The organism is Fictibacillus sp. S7, assembly GCF_004127935.1.
GTDB classification, from domain to species: Bacteria; Bacillota; Bacilli; order Bacillales; family Fictibacillaceae; genus Fictibacillus_C; species Fictibacillus_C enclensis.
Genome location: NZ_QJKL01000001.1, coordinates 979,772 through 998,023, shown reverse-complemented (window position 1 = coordinate 998,023; position 18,252 = coordinate 979,772). Strand labels below are relative to the sequence as shown.

13 protein-coding genes and 1 pseudogene are annotated in these 18,252 nt (G+C 43.8%); 10 read left to right on the top strand and 4 right to left on the bottom strand.

What is annotated here, in order from left to right; all coding sequences use genetic code 11:
• Positions 1-234: 234 nt before the first annotated feature.
• The 3 genes from DMO16_RS05055 to DMO16_RS05045 all read left to right on the top strand — a co-directional run bounded on the left by DMO16_RS05055 (position 235) and on the right by DMO16_RS05045 (position 6,348).
• On the top strand, positions 235-1,743 hold the full coding sequence (locus DMO16_RS05055; protein ID WP_129475787.1) for a DEAD/DEAH box helicase: 1,509 nt from the start codon (positions 235-237) through the stop codon (positions 1,741-1,743).
• A 107-nt stretch (positions 1,744-1,850) separates the two neighbouring features.
• A complete protein-coding gene (locus DMO16_RS05050; protein ID WP_129475786.1) occupies positions 1,851-2,387 on the top strand; it encodes a GNAT family N-acetyltransferase in 537 nt (178 codons plus the stop codon).
• A gap of 286 nt (positions 2,388-2,673) precedes the next feature.
• Positions 2,674-6,348: a dynamin family protein gene (locus DMO16_RS05045; RefSeq protein WP_164988859.1), complete on the top strand. Its 3,675-nt coding sequence runs from the start codon at positions 2,674-2,676 to the stop codon at positions 6,346-6,348.
• A gap of 41 nt (positions 6,349-6,389) precedes the next feature.
• Here the strand turns inward: DMO16_RS05045 and DMO16_RS05040 are convergent, their stop codons facing one another.
• Positions 6,390-6,914, bottom strand: a complete 525-nt coding sequence (locus tag DMO16_RS05040) for a hypothetical protein (RefSeq protein ID WP_129475781.1) — start codon at positions 6,912-6,914, stop codon at positions 6,390-6,392.
• A gap of 168 nt (positions 6,915-7,082) precedes the next feature.
• Between DMO16_RS05040 and DMO16_RS05035 the strand changes: the two genes are divergently transcribed.
• The gene (locus DMO16_RS05035) at positions 7,083-7,358 is read left to right on the top strand and encodes a DUF2533 family protein (RefSeq protein ID WP_061969827.1); all 276 of its coding nucleotides are present in this window, start codon (positions 7,083-7,085) and stop codon (positions 7,356-7,358) included.
• 30 nt (positions 7,359-7,388) lie between these two features.
• On the opposite strand, the gene DMO16_RS05030 is transcribed toward DMO16_RS05035, so the two are convergent.
• Positions 7,389-8,549: an aminotransferase A gene (locus DMO16_RS05030; RefSeq protein ID WP_061971606.1), complete on the bottom strand. Its 1,161-nt coding sequence runs from the start codon at positions 8,547-8,549 to the stop codon at positions 7,389-7,391.
• Between the two features lie 152 nt (positions 8,550-8,701).
• Here DMO16_RS05030 and DMO16_RS05025 point away from each other — a divergent pair, with 152 nt between their 5' ends.
• The gene (locus DMO16_RS05025; protein WP_061969829.1) at positions 8,702-9,997 is read left to right on the top strand and encodes an MFS transporter; all 1,296 of its coding nucleotides are present in this window, start codon (positions 8,702-8,704) and stop codon (positions 9,995-9,997) included.
• Positions 9,998-10,052: 55 nt separating this feature from the next.
• On the opposite strand, the pseudogene DMO16_RS05020 reads toward DMO16_RS05025, so the two are convergent.
• A pseudogene (locus DMO16_RS05020) lies at positions 10,053-11,214 on the bottom strand (IS3 family transposase).
• 105 nt (positions 11,215-11,319) lie between these two features.
• Complete coding sequence (gene zwf, locus DMO16_RS05015) at positions 11,320-12,822, bottom strand: glucose-6-phosphate dehydrogenase (RefSeq protein ID WP_061969831.1); 1,503 nt, start codon at positions 12,820-12,822, stop codon at positions 11,320-11,322.
• 93 nt (positions 12,823-12,915) lie between these two features.
• On the opposite strand from zwf, the gene DMO16_RS05010 reads away from it, so the two are divergent.
• From DMO16_RS05010 to DMO16_RS04990, 5 genes are all read left to right on the top strand, one after another.
• Positions 12,916-13,749 carry a sulfurtransferase gene (locus tag DMO16_RS05010; protein ID WP_129475779.1) on the top strand — a complete coding sequence of 278 codons (834 nt, stop codon included), beginning with the start codon at positions 12,916-12,918 and terminating at the stop codon, positions 13,747-13,749.
• Positions 13,750-13,992: 243 nt separating this feature from the next.
• Positions 13,993-14,853: a putative beta-lysine N-acetyltransferase gene (gene ablB, locus DMO16_RS05005; protein ID WP_129475777.1), complete on the top strand. Its 861-nt coding sequence runs from the start codon at positions 13,993-13,995 to the stop codon at positions 14,851-14,853.
• Positions 14,854-14,921: 68 nt separating this feature from the next.
• Positions 14,922-16,307 (top strand): sigma-54 interaction domain-containing protein, encoded by a 1,386-nt coding sequence (locus DMO16_RS05000; RefSeq protein ID WP_129475775.1) that lies wholly within the window; start codon positions 14,922-14,924, stop codon positions 16,305-16,307.
• A 171-nt stretch (positions 16,308-16,478) separates the two neighbouring features.
• Positions 16,479-17,903: a lysine 2,3-aminomutase gene (gene ablA / locus DMO16_RS04995; RefSeq protein ID WP_425590018.1), complete on the top strand. Its 1,425-nt coding sequence runs from the start codon at positions 16,479-16,481 to the stop codon at positions 17,901-17,903.
• Between the two features lie 27 nt (positions 17,904-17,930).
• Positions 17,931-18,200, top strand: a complete 270-nt coding sequence (locus DMO16_RS04990; protein WP_241840655.1) for a YokU family protein — start codon at positions 17,931-17,933, stop codon at positions 18,198-18,200.
• Positions 18,201-18,252 lie beyond the last annotated feature (52 nt).

The window sequence follows — 18,252 nt, the reverse complement described above, 5'->3', positions numbered from 1 at the left end:
AAGGTTATGTTCGATAATAAATTGTACGGCAAAACTGTTTATATATACTTCTGTATAGGGGCATATTATATCTATGTATGTGCCTTTTTTTAAGGCCTACTTTGTTTAATGATCTTTATTGTGAACAAAAAGACCAATATAAGTTATGGTTTTTTTAAGATTGTAAAAGATGATTTCAGGATGTTTTGGGAAGTATAAGGAAATGGTTTTGACGAAAAAGGAGACAGTTACACATTGACAACATTCAGTGAATTAGGTTTAAGTCCCGAATTGCTAAAATCCATTAATAATATGGGATTTGAGGAAGCGACACCAATCCAGCGTGATACGATTCCTACAGCACTAAAAGGAACAGACCTTATCGGACAGGCACAAACAGGAACAGGAAAAACAGCGGCTTTTGGTATTCCGCTTATTGAAAAAATCGACGTGAAAGCCCGTAAAATTCAGGGTATCGTTCTTGCTCCTACTCGTGAACTTGCGGTTCAGGTTGGAGAAGAATTAAATAAAATTGGCCAATTCAAGGGAATCAAAACGCTGCCGATCTATGGCGGACAATCCATTGTACGTCAAATCAAGGCGTTGAAGAATGGTCCTCATATTATTGTGGGTACTCCCGGTCGTGTCATCGATCATATCAACAGAAAAACGCTAAAACTTGAAGATGTCCACACCGTGGTTCTTGATGAAGCTGATGAGATGCTGAATATGGGCTTCATCGAGGATATTGAGACCATCCTTGAGAACGTACCATCTGAACGCCATACCATGCTTTTCTCGGCGACTATGCCAAAACAAATTCAAAAGCTTGCTGAACGATTCATGAAGGATGTCTTGGTTATCCGCGTGAAAGCAAGTGAAATGACCGTTAAAAGCATTGAACAGGAATATGTAGAGGTTAAGGAAAAACAGAAATTCGATGCTCTTACACGACTGCTTGATATTCAATCACCTGAACTTGCCATCGTGTTTGGGCGTACAAAGCGCCGTGTGGATGAATTATCTGAAGCACTGAACAAGAGAGGATATTCAGCCGAAGGAATCCATGGTGACCTTCCACAATCCAAGCGTGATATGGTGCTTCGTGCATTTAAAAACAACACCATTGAAGTGCTTGTAGCAACAGACGTTGCAGCACGCGGACTGGACATCAGCGGAGTTTCCCACGTATATAACTTTGATATTCCTCAAGATCCTGAAAGTTATGTCCACCGTATTGGACGTACAGGCCGTGCAGGAAAAACAGGTTATGCGGTGACGTTTATTACGCCGCGTGAAATTGATCACCTATACACCATAGAAAAAATCACAAAACGCAAGATGGTCAAACGTTCGGTGCCATCCATGAATGAAGCGATGGAAGGCCAGCAGCGCATGGCTGTTGAAAAGCTTTTGAGTGTTCTTGAAGACGGTGATGTCGGATCATATAAACAAACAGCCGTGGAAATGCTTGAAGAGCATGATTCCGTATCTCTTGTGTCAGCAGCATTAAAACTGCTCACAAAAGAGCCGGATACTACACCGATCGAATTAACCTTTGAACCGCCATTGGCTGTTAAAAAAGGACGCCGTGACAATCGCTACGGTGACCGCAAACGCCCTCAGCGCGGTGGCAGCGATTCACGCGACAAGCGAAGAACGGGAGGCCGCAGCGATAAGCAGCGCCACCAGGGCGGCGGAGGAAACCGCGACATGTCCTACCGTGCTTCAAAACGAATGAGAGAAGATAAAAAAGCAAGATAACTAAAAAGTAAAGGAGTCCATTCATGTTTCGGTGAATGGGCTCCTTTTTTATGTCCTGTGATTGTTGATCCTGTTATTTGGCATACTACCTGTTAGGAGGGATGACGATGATTAATGAAAATACCACTCATACATTTACGGCGAAGAACAATGAATCCATTACACTTCGCCCCGTTGTTTTTCAGGATGCGGTCCAAATCATTGAAGCCGTAAAAGAAATTGTGGAAGCCGGTCAGTTTTTGCAGAAAGAGAGACCGCGGACCCTTGCTGAAGAAAAGGCCTTTATTGAGGAATGTCAGGAGAAAGGAAACATGTATACCGCCATCGAAAAACAGGGAGAAGTAATCGGCATTGCCCGAATCCTGAGAGGGGAATTGGCGATGAAGCGTCATACCGGCATGTTTCGGACATGGATTAACTCAAAGGGACAGGGGCTCGGTATAGGCAAGGAGGTTATGGATTATTCGATTGCCTGGGCAAAAAGGAATGAGCTTTATAAGATCAGTCTGACCGTGTTTTCAGAAAATACGGTGGCTATCAAATTATATGAAAAGGCTGGCTTTGTGGTGGAAGGCGTCCAAAAAGGACAGGTGAAGATCAACGACTCTTTACAGGATGAATGGTGGATGGCCTACTTTTTGTGATCAAACTCTTTTGGCGTTTTCTTCGTATAGTGGGTTGGTTGGAAGAAGTCTGAATTGTTTGCTTCGTGCAAATAACTTTGATTGCGTGCAATTATCGGCCCGATTCGTGCAATTGATTCCGTGCAATTGTGGCATTCGCTCAACTATTATGGACCTGTCTTCGTTACAGAAAAAAACAAATCACCTTTTTTCGTGAATTTATGCACAATTCTCTCATCAATAGCATAGAGAAAGATACATAATTATGGTAAAGTGTAAGGAACGACTATTATAAATGGAGAGTTCAATGAATAGAGCACGAATGACCGAAACCAAAGACCAAACAATAAATCCGACCGCGGCTTCACTTGCTGCTGTCTACTGCGGGATAAAAGAACTGGATGCACAACAGGAAGCCCGCGCTGTGCTGGAGTTATATGACAAAGTTAAAAATCAGCAGTTTGCCATTGCTTTTTGCGGCCATTTCTCGGCTGGTAAATCAAGTATGATCAACGAGCTGATCGGTGAAAACATTCTTCCTTCAAGCCCGGTCCCGACAAGCGCGAACGTGGTGAAAGTTCAAAGCGGAACACCATCAGCACGTGTGAAAGTCCGGAATAAAGGGATCATTCATATCGATGCACCGGTTAATCTAGAAAAAATCAAAAAATGGGCAAAAAATGGCAATGAAATCGAAAGCATCGAAATTAATGTGGAACAGGATCTGCTTCCTGACCGCATAGCCATTTATGATACGCCTGGGATTGATTCCACGGATGATGCACACAAAGTGGCCACTGAGTCTGCGCTTCACATGGCCGATGTGGTTTTTTATATTATGGACTATAACCATGTCCTCTCACAGCTCAATTTCACCTTTATACGCCTGTTAAAAGAGCAGGGAAAAAAGGTTTATTTGATTGTTAACCAAATTGATAAGCACAATGAGAAGGAGCTTGCTTTCTCTGCGTTTTCTGAAAAAGTGAAAAACGGCTTCAAAAGCTGGGACATTGAACCGGAGGATATCTTTTTTACCACAATCATGGAAAAAGAACACCCAGGCAATCAGCTGCGTGAAATCAAAACGCTTTTTCAAAAGTTTTACCTGGCAAAGGATGAATGGGTGGAAGAGAATGCCCGCAAAGAGACTGAGCGCTTGATCAGAACAACTGTACAAAATGGTCTTGATCTTGATGAAGAACATCATCATGAAGCATTTGAGCTGGCAGGTCAGCAAGACGAGGAAAGCGCCAGGGCCCTCGCCGGAAAACTTTCAGAGGAAATGGAAATAGAAGAGCAGAGGAAGAAAGAAAGCCAAACCGGCATTATGAAGGAATTTAAGGATATTCTGGACAATGCGATTCTCATGCCGTTTCAGACCCGCGATCTGGCCAAGAATTACATCGAGAGCCGCCAGGACAGCTTTAAGGTAGGTCTTTTGTTTGCTGGGAAGAAAACCGAAGCAGAAAGAAAAGCAAGACTGGAAGCGTTTTATGAGTCGGTAAAGGAAAATGTGAAAACACAAATCAGCTGGCATTTGAAAGACTTTTTCCAGTCGCATGGCGTTTCTGTAAAAAATGAACCTGTCATTGGTGAAGAGACCATGGCAGCACTCATCAAGCCTGGAGCTTCATTAAACGGCAATTATGTGCTGCAGTATTGCAATGATGTGGTAGCTGAAATCAAAAAACAATATACAACTCATTTCCGGGATGAATTGCATCAATTGGCCGATGAAGCTCAACAAGCATCGGATCATGAGCTTAAGAAATTGCGCTCCGAGCTTAGTGCACAGGAAAAGGTCCTTATGGCTCACAAAGGTAAGCAAGAAATCCTCGAGAAATGGAATGAGGTATCAGAGGAACTGAAAAGCTCGCTGAAGGAGCCATTAAACACCGAGAGTGCCGTTGAAGAGGCTGAACAGGATCTGATTCAGAGTATAGAAACGGTTACCATGGCTGAAATTCCGGAAAATACGGAAGCGAAAGAAACCGTTGAAGAGGATGATTCTTCTGAAACTGGCAGCAAAGAGATCGCCAAAACAGAGGAAAATGAACTGCTGAAGGAAGCGGAGCAGCTTCAGAATGCCGCAGCTGTTCTGTCAAAGCTCCATTTGATGAAGAATCGCGCATCGGACATGAATCAGTTTGCCGAAAAAATGAACAACAGAGATTTTACCGTGTCATTATTCGGTGCTTTCTCGGCGGGAAAATCGTCGTTTGCGAATGCTTTGATTGGCGAAGATCTTCTCCCGGTTTCTCCAAATCCCACGACGGCTACCATCAACCGCATAGCTCCCCCGGATGAGGAGCATTTGCATGGCACTGCACGGATTTATTTTAAAAAGGAAGCAGATTTGTTGGCAGAGATCAATCAGTCTCTTTTCCATTTTGGAAAGCAGGCCGGTACAATGGAAGAAGCAGTCTCCATTTCAGAGTCAATTGATCGTTCCCAGCGATCCAATGAACTTCGCCCGCACCTTCAATTTCTGCAGGCGGTCTGCAGTGGTTTTGATGCGGTAAGAGATCTGCTTGGTAAAGAGCAAACCGTTTCTGTAAAACAGTTTAAGTCCTTTGTGGCAGATGAAGAAAAAGCATGTTTTACCGAAAGTGTCACCGTTTATTATGATTGTGCATTAACTTCGATGGGTGTAACCCTTGTGGACACACCGGGAGCTGATTCGATCAATGCCCGCCATACGAATGTTGCTTTTGAGTTTATAAAAAAATCAGATGCGATTTTGTATGTCACGTATTATAATCATGCCTTTTCGGCCGCAGACCGTGAATTTCTCATTCAGCTCGGCCGGGTAAAAGATACCTTTGAGCTCGATAAAATGTTTTTTGTTATCAATGCTTCAGACCTGGCCAAAGACAATGAGGAGCTTCAGGATGTGGTTGGGCACGTGGGCGATAACCTTCGCCAATTTGGAATCCGAAAGCCTAAATTATTTCCAATGTCCAGCTACTTTTCACTGTTAGGACAAAAAGAACCATCTGCTTGGCTTCCTGAGGAAGCTGGTCGGCTGAAGAAAAAGTACGGAAACCTGGCTGAGCAGCAGGATAATCTTTTAAATGAAACCGGCTATGTCCGTTTCATGGACGCATTTACCGGGTTTTTAAATCATGATCTCGCCCATGTGATGGTGACAGCCGCTAAGAAGCAACTGTCACAAGCGAGGAATGTATTGGACCGTTTCATTGCAGAAGCTGTCGCCAATCAGGAAAATGCAGAGCAAAAAAAGGAAGAACTGCAGCGAACGATCAGTGGGCTTCAGAAAAAAATCAATGATTATTCATTGGAACAAAAACAGGAAGCTCTGGAGAAAGAGATCCAGGAATTGTTATTTTACGTCAAGCAGCGGGTTATGCTCCGGTTTACCGAATTTTTTAATGAAGCCTTTAATCCGGCTGTCATTTCCGGGTCGGTGAAAGAGCAAAAAAATGCACTTGCCAAAAGCGGGAAAGAGCTTCACCAGGCGATTCAATTTGATCTTCAGCAAGAATCGAGAGCTACTGTCCTTCGCGTGGAGAGAGTGATCATCGGGTTGATGTCGGAGATGAATGAAGAGCTTGACAGGAAGCTGGCACAATGGGATCCGCCGCAGTATGAGATGCAAAAACAGCGGGTTCAGTTTGAAACGCTCGTTGTTGAAACTGAATTGGGTCAAGTGGAAGGCAAGGAATCCGTTTATAAAGAGTTCAAAAATGCCAAGCAGTTTTTTGAGCAGGGCGGCAAGAAAAAGGCAATGGATCTGATGTATTCCTTATTCGAAGAACCGGTATCAAGGTTTACAGAAGAGAGTGCAGGCGTATTTGGCCGCTATTATCAGCCGCTGTTGTCAGAAGAGGCTCAAAAAGAAATGGACCTCCGAATAAAAGAATATACTGATTATTATGAGGGGCTTCTTCAAACATTGAATTCGCCATCCGTGGTGGAAGAGATGAAGAAAACCCGTGAAGCGTTAAACAACCTCGTGTAACCAAAAAAAGAAACCGTCTTGTGTACGGTTTCTTTTTGGTTTTATTGAAGTTCATTTGCGAAGTTGGCATCAATCAGACCGAGTTTCTTGTGAATTTTATTCACTTGATCCTGAAATTTCTGGAATTCTTCGTCTGACTGTGCGGTTTTCTTTTCATCTCCAAGGCCCTCTGCTTTTGTTTGATAGGAGGCTCCTAGATCTTTGAAGGCCATTTTAAACGTTTGCTGGTCTTCTTTAGGCAGGGAAGATGGCACATCAAGGTCTGGAATCTCTTTTGCTGCTTTTTGTCCTGCTGTTTTTGCAGCTTCTTTCAGCTTCCGAATTTCACTCTTTGGTGTTTTCTTTTCCGGATCCAGTGCGGCAGTGTAGGCATTAAATGGGGCCTGATAGTCACGCAATTTAGCTCCAAGACTGACTTCAAAATCGAGAAGTGCAGATTTTTCTGCATTTTTGGATGACGAAGCTTCTGTTTTTGTCAGCTCTTTGCCTTTTGCTTCTTTTTCCTGGCTGCAGCCCACATTTAATGCTAACAGGAGCACCATTCCTAAAGTTGCTGCTTTTTTCATTGTTTACTTCCTCCCTCAATATGTAATATTCTTGAAATTTACTGGCAAAATCTAGTTTATTCTCTTTTCAATATTTTGTAAAATGATAAATTATTGCAAATTTTTTGAATAATAATACAAGCTGACCGTCACATGGTATACTCTAATCAATAGAGAAAGGTGGACATCATGATGAGCGTACATTTGGAAATCAGCAAGCATTCAAGCAAACAGCATGAGGTTGTGGCTCAATTTCTTCGTCTTGAACAGATAAGAGAACAGTTGATCGAGGAAGCTGTTGAGCGCTGCAGCAAGCAGGAACCTTTTAGCGTAAAAGAAATTAATGACGTTAGCCGGCAAATGAACCAACTGGCACAAAAGGGTATTGTGCCCCAACGGAAAATGATTACGGAAGACATGGTGAAAGAATATGTTGACCGCAAAAAAAACCAGGCATCCGATTAAACGGGATACCTGGTTTCTTTATAAGCAGTTTTAGTTGGCTAGAGAGGCAATAAACGTTTCCAGCCGGTCGAGGCCCGTACTCAGCTGTTCCATTGATGCTGCATACGAGAGGCGAATGTATCCTTCGCCATATTCGGAAAAAGCGGAACCTGGGACAACGGCCACTTGCTGGGATTCAAGCAGTTGGGTGGCAAATTCCAGTGACATGAGCCCAAATGGTTTGATATCTGGGAAGACGTAAAAAGCGCCCCCAGGAGTTTCCGCATCGAGCCCCATATCAGCGAGCCTTTTCATCACGTAGGAAAGGCGATGGCTGTATTCTTTCTTCATGGGAATCGCATCATCAATTCCATTGGTCAATGCCTCGAGAGCAGCCATCTGTGAAATGGTTGACGCGCATGTCACATTGTACTGATGGACCTTTAGCATATGCTGCGCAATTTCTTCAGGAGCAAACAGCATACCGATTCTCCAGCCTGTCATGGAATGGGATTTGGAGAGACCATTAATCACGATCGTCCTTTCTCTCATCCCTTCGATCGAAGCGATGGAAACGTGCGGAGCGGTGTAAGTCAGTTCACTGTATATCTCATCGGATAAAACCAACAGATCCGATTCACGCAGCACAGCGGCGATTTCTTCAAGCTCTGCCCGGTTTAAGACGCAGCCTGTCGGATTGGACGGATAAGGTAAAATAACGCACCTTGTTTTTGGAGTCAAATGCTCACGTATCAATTCTGCTGTCAGCTTGAAGCCGGTTTTTGTTGTATCTATGTATACAGGCACTGCCTTGCACATTTCAATAACCGGAGCATAGCCGGGATAGACCGGGCCGGGAAGCAGAACTTCACAGTCTTCCTCCAGAATGGAGCGAAGAGAGATGTCAATCGCCTCACTCGCACCGTTTGTAATAATCACTTCATTTTGCGGATTGTATTGGAGCCCGTACTTTTGAGACACAAAGCTTGCCGCAGCCTGCCGCAATTCCAAATAGCCGGCATTGTGCGAGTAGACGGTTTTATTTTCATCGATCGCCCGCTTTGCAGCTTCCTTGATGTGGTCAGGGGTGGGAAAGTCGGGCAGGCCAAGTGTAAATGAAATCGCTTCGGGATAGTTGCTCACCTGGTTATAAAATTTTCGGATCCCGGAAATCTGGATGTGTTTCACCGAAGGGTTAAGTAAATGTTCCAACATATTTCTTCCTCTCTGTATCCATGTTCGTTTGTACCTAAGTTTAGCTTTAATCTTTGTTTCCAGTCAATGGGTTTGATTTTCTTGTATGGTAAAAGCACATAAAAGCATACTAAGAAAGATCAACGCCTGTTTGCGATTTGGAGGAGAACATGGAATCAAATCATAAAGATTCAAACAACAAGCTTGCTCTGATCTCACTGGCATCCATACCGCTTGTGATGACACTGGGCAACTCTATGCTTATTCCTGTCTTGCCATCAATTGAAAAACAACTTCATATTTCAGCATTTCAAGTATCTATGATCATCACGGTTTATTCCATAGTGGCCATTCTACTCATTCCTATTGCAGGCTATCTCTCTGACCGGATTGGAAGAAAAAAGGTAATCATTCCCAGCTTGATCATTGCCGGACTCGGCGGTCTGGTCACCGGATGGGCCTCATGGAAAATGGATAATCCGTACTACATTATACTTTTGGGAAGACTGCTGCAGGGGATTGGGTCTGCTGGTGCAGCACCGGTTGTTCTTCCCCTTGTAGGGGATATGTTTAAGGATGAGAAGGACGTGAGCTCAGGCCTTGGTTTAATTGAAACAAGCAATACGTTCGGAAAAGTGCTGAGCCCGATTATCGGAGCCGCCTTGGCCATTGTCGTCTGGCATTTGCCCTTTTGGTTTATTCCGATTTTTTGCCTGATCTCCATCGGTCTTGTTTCGTTTCTTGTAAAAACACCAAAAAAAGAAGAAGAAGCACAAGCTGCATTCAAAAAATTTCTACAATCGTTTAAGAAAACCTTCAAAAATAATGCCAGATGGCTCATCGCGATTTTTGCTATCGGCGGCATTATTATGTTTGTCCTTTTTGGTGTTTTATTTTATTTGTCCACAACGCTTGAGGAAACCTATGGCATCAAAGGTGTGAAAAAAGGGTTTGTTCTTGCCATCCCATTATTGGCGCTTTCCATTTCTTCGTTTTTTGCCGGGAAAAAAATCGGCCAAAATAAACTGCTGATGAAATGGCTTACCTTTTGCGGTATTTTTCTTTTGTCTGTTTCCATACTTAGTGTGACGTTTACAGACGGGCTTTATTTTCTGCTTGGCATTTTATTTGTGAGCGGAATCGGAATCGGAGCCGCTTTGCCATGCCTCGATGCGTTGATTACAGAAGGTATCGAAAAAGAAGAGAGAGGGACGATCACTTCACTTTACAGTTCGATGCGGTTTGTTGGTGTGGCCTTGGGACCGCCGATTTACGCTCTGATCATGAAATCGGATCATTCCTATGTATTTTATGTTTCTTCGGGCATCAGCCTGCTGGCCGCACTGCTCGCATTCTTTGCGATCAAGCCGGAAAAAGGGGAAAAAGGGGAAAAGGAAAAGAAACAAAGTGATGAAAAGGAACAAACAGAAGAACCTGCCAAATCCCTCAATCCTGCATTGCATTAAAAAACTCACGGCTTTGAAATGAACTGACCTAGCTAATTGGGACAGAAAAAAACACCTAGGCTGCCATGCTCCTGAATTCTACTGGAGTATGGCAGTTTAATTTTGTAAATGGTCGATTGTAATTATAATAATACATGTAATCTTGTACTTTTTCTTGTACAATAGAACATGTAAGATGCGGTCTTAGCGGGCTGCTGAATTCTTCCGACTTTAGCGAGGAATGGAAGGATTCGATGACGGCATTATCCAAGCAATTGCCTTTCCGGGACATGCTTGTGATGATGCCTTTTTCTTTTGCCTTTTCCTGAAAGCATAGGAAGTATATTGAGCTCCCTGGTCACTATGCAAGATCGCCTCGTAGGTTTCTCGTCCTCTGCAGGCGTCTTCCAGGGTTTGAGTGACGAGCGAGGTATCTTGTTTATCACTGATTCGATAGGCTAGGATTTCGTTGTTGTACAAGTCCATGATGGTCGATAAATATAACATCTTTTCTCCATAAGGCAAATACGTAATATCTGTGACCCATTTCTGATTGGGCTTCTCTGCTGAAAAGTTTATCTCCAGAAGATTGGTGACGATACATTTGCTTTCTCCTGCCGTATAGGAGGTTCTCTTTTGTTTTACCCGGCATTGAATGTTGTATTTCTGCATGATCTTCTGCACCGTATTTCGATGAGCTTTCATCTGATGGTCTTTGTAGAGAAGGTCTCGCACCATTCGGTGCCCAATCCGGTATTTAAATGCTTTACACAGGGCCAGAATCTGTTGTTCCAATGGAGTGAGATCCCACGACTTGTTTTTCCACCGATAGTACGTGGACCTTGGAACCTTTAATCCTTCGCAAATCATGGCAATGGTGTACTTCTCTTTAAATAGATCCACTAATTCGACGAATACTTCTAGAACCACTTCCTTTCGATCTCCTGATACTTTCCCACTAATTCTTCTCTCATCTCATAAATGGCTAATTTTCGTTTAAGTTGTTCAAGCTCACTTATCTCTTCCGGTCCTTTCCCAAAGGTATATTGTTTTCCAATCGGTTGGGCTAACCGTTGTTCCTCCCCATCTCGAAACCACTTCATCCACGTTTTAATTTGCGTACGATTCTTAATCCCAAATTGACTCATCAGTTCCTGGTTGGAATACTCTCCTGTTAATTTTAGACGAATCACTTCTCTTTTTAGCTCTTCAGAATAGATCTTCTTTTTTCTCGCCATGAGAAAAACACCTCCACTTTGTCGATATTTGTATATACGACCATGGGGGTGTTTTTTCCTTTGTCTCATTTAATTAGGTCACTCTAGAAAAGCCGTGAGTTTTTTTTATTCATTAATTTCGTTCCGAACGTTGGTTGGCGGCCACCATGTATAACCGTCTTCATTAAGAAGCTCTTCAGATTCAAGCGGTCCCATGGTACCGGACGAATATTTGAAAAGTGGAATGTCCTTGTTTTTCCAGGCGTTTGTAATGCCGTCAATGAATTCCCAGGAAAGGGCAACTTCATCCCAGCGTGTGAAGTATGTTGAATTGCCCTGCAGGCAGTCGTGCATCAGCTTTTCATAAGCCTCTGGGGTGTTCAACTCATTTTGGCAGTTATTGCAATAATTCATGTTGATTGGAAGCAGGGCAGGGAAATCACCTTGCGGCTTCGCATTCAATGAAAGGCTCAACCCCTCATCCGGCTGGATGTGGATTCTAAGCAGGTTCGGCTGGTAGTGATCATTATGTTCATGATAAAGGGCCATAGGGCCATTTTTAAATTGAACAACGATCTCAGTAGCTTTGGTTGCCATGCGTTTTCCTGTACGAAGATAAAACGGGACGCCAGCCCAGCGGAAGTTGTCGATGAAAATTCTTGCCGCTACAAATGTATCGGTTTTTGACGCCGGATCTACGTTTTCTTCATCAAGGTAAGCAGGAACGGTCTTGCCGTTCATTGAACCTTCTTTGTATTGGCCGCGAATGATATTTTTCGCGACTTCATCTTCATTATAAAAACGAAGCGCACGAAGAACCTTTACTTTTTCATCCCGTATCAGTTTTGGATCCAATCCGCCTGGAGGTTCCATGGCCACCATCATGGCCATTTGCAGCATATGGTTTTGCAGCATGTCCAGAATCGCTCCGGATTTTTCATAATACGAAGCGCGGTCTTCCACACCAAGGGTTTCACTGGAAGTAATCTGTACAGAAGAAATGTACTTATTGTTCCAGATGGATTCAAAAATCGCATTTCCGAAACGGATCACCTGGATGTTTTGCACCATTTCTTTTCCAAGATAGTGGTCGATGCGGTAAATGCTTTCTTCCGGAAAACTTTTTTGAAGCTGCTCGTTAAGTTCGGTGGCAGAAGCAAGGTCATGGCCGAATGGTTTTTCAATAACCAGACGCTGCCAACCAGCGGTCTCTGTCAATCCTTCCGATTTCAGGAAGGTAGGAATAGTCCCGAAAAATTGTGGGGCCATGGCAAGATAGTACATGCGGTTTCCGTTAAGGGAATAGGTGCTGTCAAGCTCATCGGCAAGGTCTTTCAGTTGATGATAGCTTTTTTCATTTGTAACATCCATTGGAATAAAATAAAAATGTGATGCAAATGTATCCACTTTTTCAGTTGGGAAATCCCCAGTTTTGGCAACGGAAGCAATAACGTCCTCCCGGAATTTCTCATGTGAAAAATCTTTTCTTCCCACTCCGATTACTGCAAACTTTTCGTTGAGCTTTTCCTTTTGGTACAATTGGAAGAGCGCAGGGTACAGTTTACGGTGAGCCAGGTCACCTGTAGCTCCAAAGAGTACGATACAGGCTTCTGGAATATGATTATCCATGTTATCAATCCTCACTTTACTAGTATTGCTTATGACATCAGTTTCCCCTATGTTTCAAAAAATAACGTAATTATTTTCGAAAGGAGTCGCCTCATGAAACACATTGTAACACAAGAATGGCTGAGCACTCATTTATCACGCTCGAATGTTCTCATTTATGACTGCAGATTTAATTTGGCAGACCCGGAAGAAGGAAGAAACAGGTATTTAAAATCCCATATTCCAAGTGCCGTGCATGTTGATCTGGACAAGGATTTATCAAGAGAGATAACAGAGCACGGCGGCCGCCATCCATTGCCCTCCCAAAAAGAGGCAGCAGCCACATTTGGCAGACTTGGCATCAATGAGGAAAAAACAGTGGTAGCCTATGACGACCAAAATGGCTCAATGGCTGCACGGTTATGGTGGATGCTGAAATTCCTGGGACACGAAAAAGTGTTTGTTCTACAGGGAGGCTACTCCGCCTGGGAAGAAGCCGGGTATCCTGTTACAGATGAACGTACCGTCCCTGAACCAACCGACTTCATTATCCGTAAAAGTGATTGGAAGGCAGTGGGAATGGAAGAAGTAAAGCAGGCGATGCAAAAAGAAGATACGGTTATTATCGATTCACGGGATGCGGCCAGGTACAGTGGGGAACAAGAAACGATCGACAAAAAAGCGGGACACATTCCTGGGGCCATAAACAAACCGTGGTTAAAGAACATCAACAGCACAAAAGAATGGCACTCGACAGAGGAATTGGCAGAACTGCATAAAGATCTTGCCGGCAAAAAAGAAATTGTTGTGTATTGCGGTTCAGGAGTCACAGCTTGTGCCAACATCCTTGGCATGAGTGAGGCAGGCATTGAACAAGCGGTACTGTATCCAGGAAGCTGGAGCGACTGGATCTCCTATGACGATAATCCGGTTGAAACGAAAAAATAAAATTTCACGTACCGTATTATAATGATTTAATATTTTTTGATAGGTGCTCGTGCCGGTAAGGCTCAGCGCCCGCCCGCGAAAAAGCGATCATCCTGGAATGGAAATCAACCACCTCAGACAAAGGCTTGCCGCATCACTCGTTTTTCAAGTGAATTGCGGCTTTTTTCTGGGAAAAGAATCTTGAAGGAATCCCTTCATTACATATGGAATAGGGAAGAAGAGAAAATCAGGGGGTGCAGGAGTATGCAAACAGACACATACTACAAAAATACAACGATTAAGCAGCATGACATTACAGCTTCCATTTGTCTTGATTTTTTTAACGAACGGCTTCGTGTTGACGATTACAGAGGAAACATTCAATCGATGGTCAAGGCCATTCACGACCTGATCCAGCAGCAAAACTTTTCAAAAGTGATTATTAAAGCAAGAGCGGAACATCTTCCTGAACTGCTTTCATTAGGTTTTCTACCTGAGGCATGGTTCAGCCGCTATTTTAATGGCAGCAATTGCGTAGCCATGTGTAAATATTATAGCAATGAACGCAAACGAAGCGACTTTTGGGTGGAACAGGATCGAATCATGGACCAGATTCATTCCAATCCGCCCGCGAAACAAGAAACCGTTTTGCCGGAATCGTATTCAGTACGCCTGGCTGTTCCTGAAGATTGTACCCGGTTGGCTGGATTATACAGCAAGGTTTTTGAAGTCTATCCCACGCCGATGAACGATTCGGACTATATCGAAAAAACAATGGAAAATGGAACAGTATACTATGTGATCGAACATCAGGGGGAAGTAGTAAGCGCTGCTTCTGCCGACATCAATCAGACCTATCACAATGCTGAACTTACTGATTGTGCCACCCTGCCGGAACATCGTAAATTTGGTCTGATGAAGATACTCATCGACCAGCTGGAACAAGAGTTAAAATCCCGCCACATCTATTGTGCCTATTCGATTGCCCGTTCCTTATCTTTTGGAATGAACGCTGTCTTCTCTCAAAGAGGTTATCTTTATCAAGGGAGATTGATCAAAAACTGCCTTATTTTTGATAAATACGAAGACATGAACTTGTGGGTAAAAGATTTATCCTCCTTGTAGTGCCGGATTTTCGGCAGTTGTGATGAATTTTCAGCAGCATGTCTTTGATCCCAACGGAGGTGCCCGTGATGACAGAAAAAGTGGAAACTATCGAAATACTCAAGGCCATTTTAAAAACGATTGACGAAGGTATTCATGCGGTCGATGCTAAGGGGATGACCATTTTTTATAATGAAGTAGCTGCATCACTGGATGGGTTAAAGGTGAGTGACGTCATCGACTATCATGTTCTCGATGCTTTTCCTTCCCTCAATCAGGATACGAGCACATTATTAAAAGTCATCAAAACCGGAAAGCCGATCATCAATCAGCAGCAAACCTATACGAACTTTAACGGAAAGAGAGTGGATACGGTCAATACCACTCTTCCACTGTTAGTCAATGGCAAACTGATCGGGGCGATTGAAATCTCAAAAGATTTGACCAAAATCAAACAGCTGTCCGAAAAACTTCTTGATATGCAGGCTCAATTTCATAAAGCGCGTCCAAAACCAGTGACCCATGGGCACTTCGCTTCCTACCAGCTGGCTGATTTTATTTCGGCGGACCCTGCCATTGAACAATTGAAACACCTACTGATAAAAGTCTCACAGACATCGTCCCCCGTTTTGATGTTTGGGGAAACGGGAACCGGAAAGGAAGTTTTAATTCAGGGGATTCACAATCAGTCTCCACGAAAAGACAAACCGTTCATCGCGCAAAACTGCGCAGCCATTCCGTCACAGCTGCTCGAGAGTATTTTGTTCGGCACCTTAAAAGGAAGTTTTACGGGAGCCGTCGAACGGCCGGGGCTTTTTGAACTGGCCGACGGGGGCACCTTGTTCCTTGATGAAATCAATTCTATGCCTCTTGATATCCAGGCCAAGCTGCTGCGGGTGCTTCAGGACGGAGTGGTGCGCAGGGTGGGGGAAACAAAAGGGAAGGCTGTCAATGTGAGGATTATGGCAGCATTAAATGAACATCCGGTGGATTGTGTTAAAAATAATAAGCTAAGGGAAGACCTTTACTATCGTCTGAATGTCATTTTCTTTGAGGTTCCACCTCTTCGTGAACGGCAATTGGATATTGAACTTCTTGCCCGCCATTTCATTTCTCAGTACAACCACACCTTTCATAAACAAGTCAAAGGCATTACAGATGAAGTGGTTCAGCTTCTATGCCGGTATCGTTGGCCGGGAAATGTCCGGGAGCTCAAACATGTTATTGAATACGCAATGAACATGGCAGAAGATCATCACCCCATCCGGAATTCCGACCTCCCCCGTCATCTTTTGGTAATGGGCAAGTCTCAGACAGAACCCTCTATCGTGCCTTTGCGTGAAGCACTGGCAAGAAGGGAAGAGGAACTGATTTCCACTGCACTTTCCAAAACAGACGGAAACATCCAACAAGCAGCACAGCTCCTGAAAATCCCGCGACAAACCCTTCAATATAAATTACGAATGAAAACATGACGAACCGCCGAAAATTCGGCGGTTTTTTCTTTTTCCCATCCAGGTCAGCGAACGCATACATTGGTAATTAACCGCACAGTCGCAGAAAAACCGCTCAATGATGGGGGAGTTTGATTTGGCACGAAACTTGCAACTGTAGAATATGAGCTCAGTATACAAGGAGGTAACATCATGCCGATCGTAAATGGATTGTACCAGCCAAAACGACATTGGAAAGAGATCGAGTTATGGAAGGATGTCACAGAGGAACAATGGAACGACTGGTTATGGCAGTTAACTCATACTGTCAGAACGCTGGAAGATTTAAAAAAGGTTGTCAATTTAACGCCTGAGGAAGAGAAAGGCGTCCGTATATCAACCATGACCATCCCTCTGAATATCACACCGTATTATGCCTGGCTGATGGACCAGGATGATCCCCGCTGCCCGATACGAATGCAGTCGGTTCCTGTCAGTAAGGAAATCCTGAAAACAAAATATGATTTGGAAGATCCCCTACATGAAGACGAGGATTCACCTGTACCGGGATTGACTCACCGTTATCCTGACCGGGTCCTGTTTCTAGTAACCAATCAGTGCTCGATGTATTGCCGGTACTGCACTAGACGAAGGTTCTCCGGCCAGATTGGCATGGGGGTTCCAAAAAAGCAGCTGGACGCCGCCATTGATTACATTGCCGCAACTCCCCAGGTGCGGGATTGCCTGATTTCGGGTGGCGATGGTTTATTAATCAACGACAACATTCTCGAATATATTTTAAAGAGGCTGAGAGCCATTCCGCATATGGAAATTATCAGGATCGGCACCCGGGCGCCAGTCGTATTTCCGCAGCGCATTACAGAAAACCTTTGCTCGATTTTGAAGAAATACCATCCAGTCTGGCTGAACACTCATTTTAATACATCGATTGAAATTACCGAGGAATCCAAACGGGCATGTGAAATGTTGGCAAATGCCGGAGTTCCGGTCGGCAACCAGTCCGTTATTCTTGCAGGGATCAATGACAGCACACATATTATGAAAAAATTGATGCATGACCTCGTAAAAATAAGGGTCCGTCCTTATTACATTTATCAATGCGATTTGTCCGAGGGAATTGGCCATTTCCGGGCGCCGGTCTCTAAAGGTCTGGAAATTATCGAAGCACTCCGCGGACATACATCAGGTTATGCGGTGCCGACTTTTGTTGTAGATGCGCCTGGAGGCGGCGGAAAAATTTCGCTGCAGCCAAATTATCTTATTTCACAAAGTCCTGACAAAGTGATCCTGAGAAACTTTGAGGGCGTGATCACTTCCTACCCAGAGCCACAAAACTATGTGCCGGGAAAAGCGGATGATTATTTTAATGAAACGATGAATATCACAGAGCAACCTGCAGCGATTGGCATCACCGCTCTGATCAAAGATGAAAAGTTTAATATTGTTCCGGAAGGATTAAACCGATTCGACCGCAGAAAAACGTATGAGACCAATCCTGAGCATGCCACCCTCAAGGATAAGCGCGGAAAAAGAGATGAAATGAAAGAAAAAAAATATAAGCATGAGCAGCAAAAAGAAGCAACAAAAACTGACAATGATCCGGTAAAAGAAGCCTAGAAGGAGGTGCAGCTGTTGAAGGAATGCATGTGGTGTAATGAAGATGCGGCTGTGGAAACGAAAAAAACTGGCTACTGGGAGCTCCATGATGGAACCCGTGCGCTCCAGATTGATGAGATTCCTGCTGTTAGCTGTTCATCCTGCGGCATGGAATATCATGAAGATCATGTGGTCGAAGAGATCGAGGATCAATTGCTTTTGATTAATACAAAAAAGCTGGGCAAAGTGGTGTCATTCAAAGAGCTCATGGCCACAGAACGTTTTTTAAAGAAGAACTACTTTAAATTTTATAATTGAGCCTTTTAAAGCAACGGATCTGATCCGTTGCTTTCCAACATAAGAGAGAGGG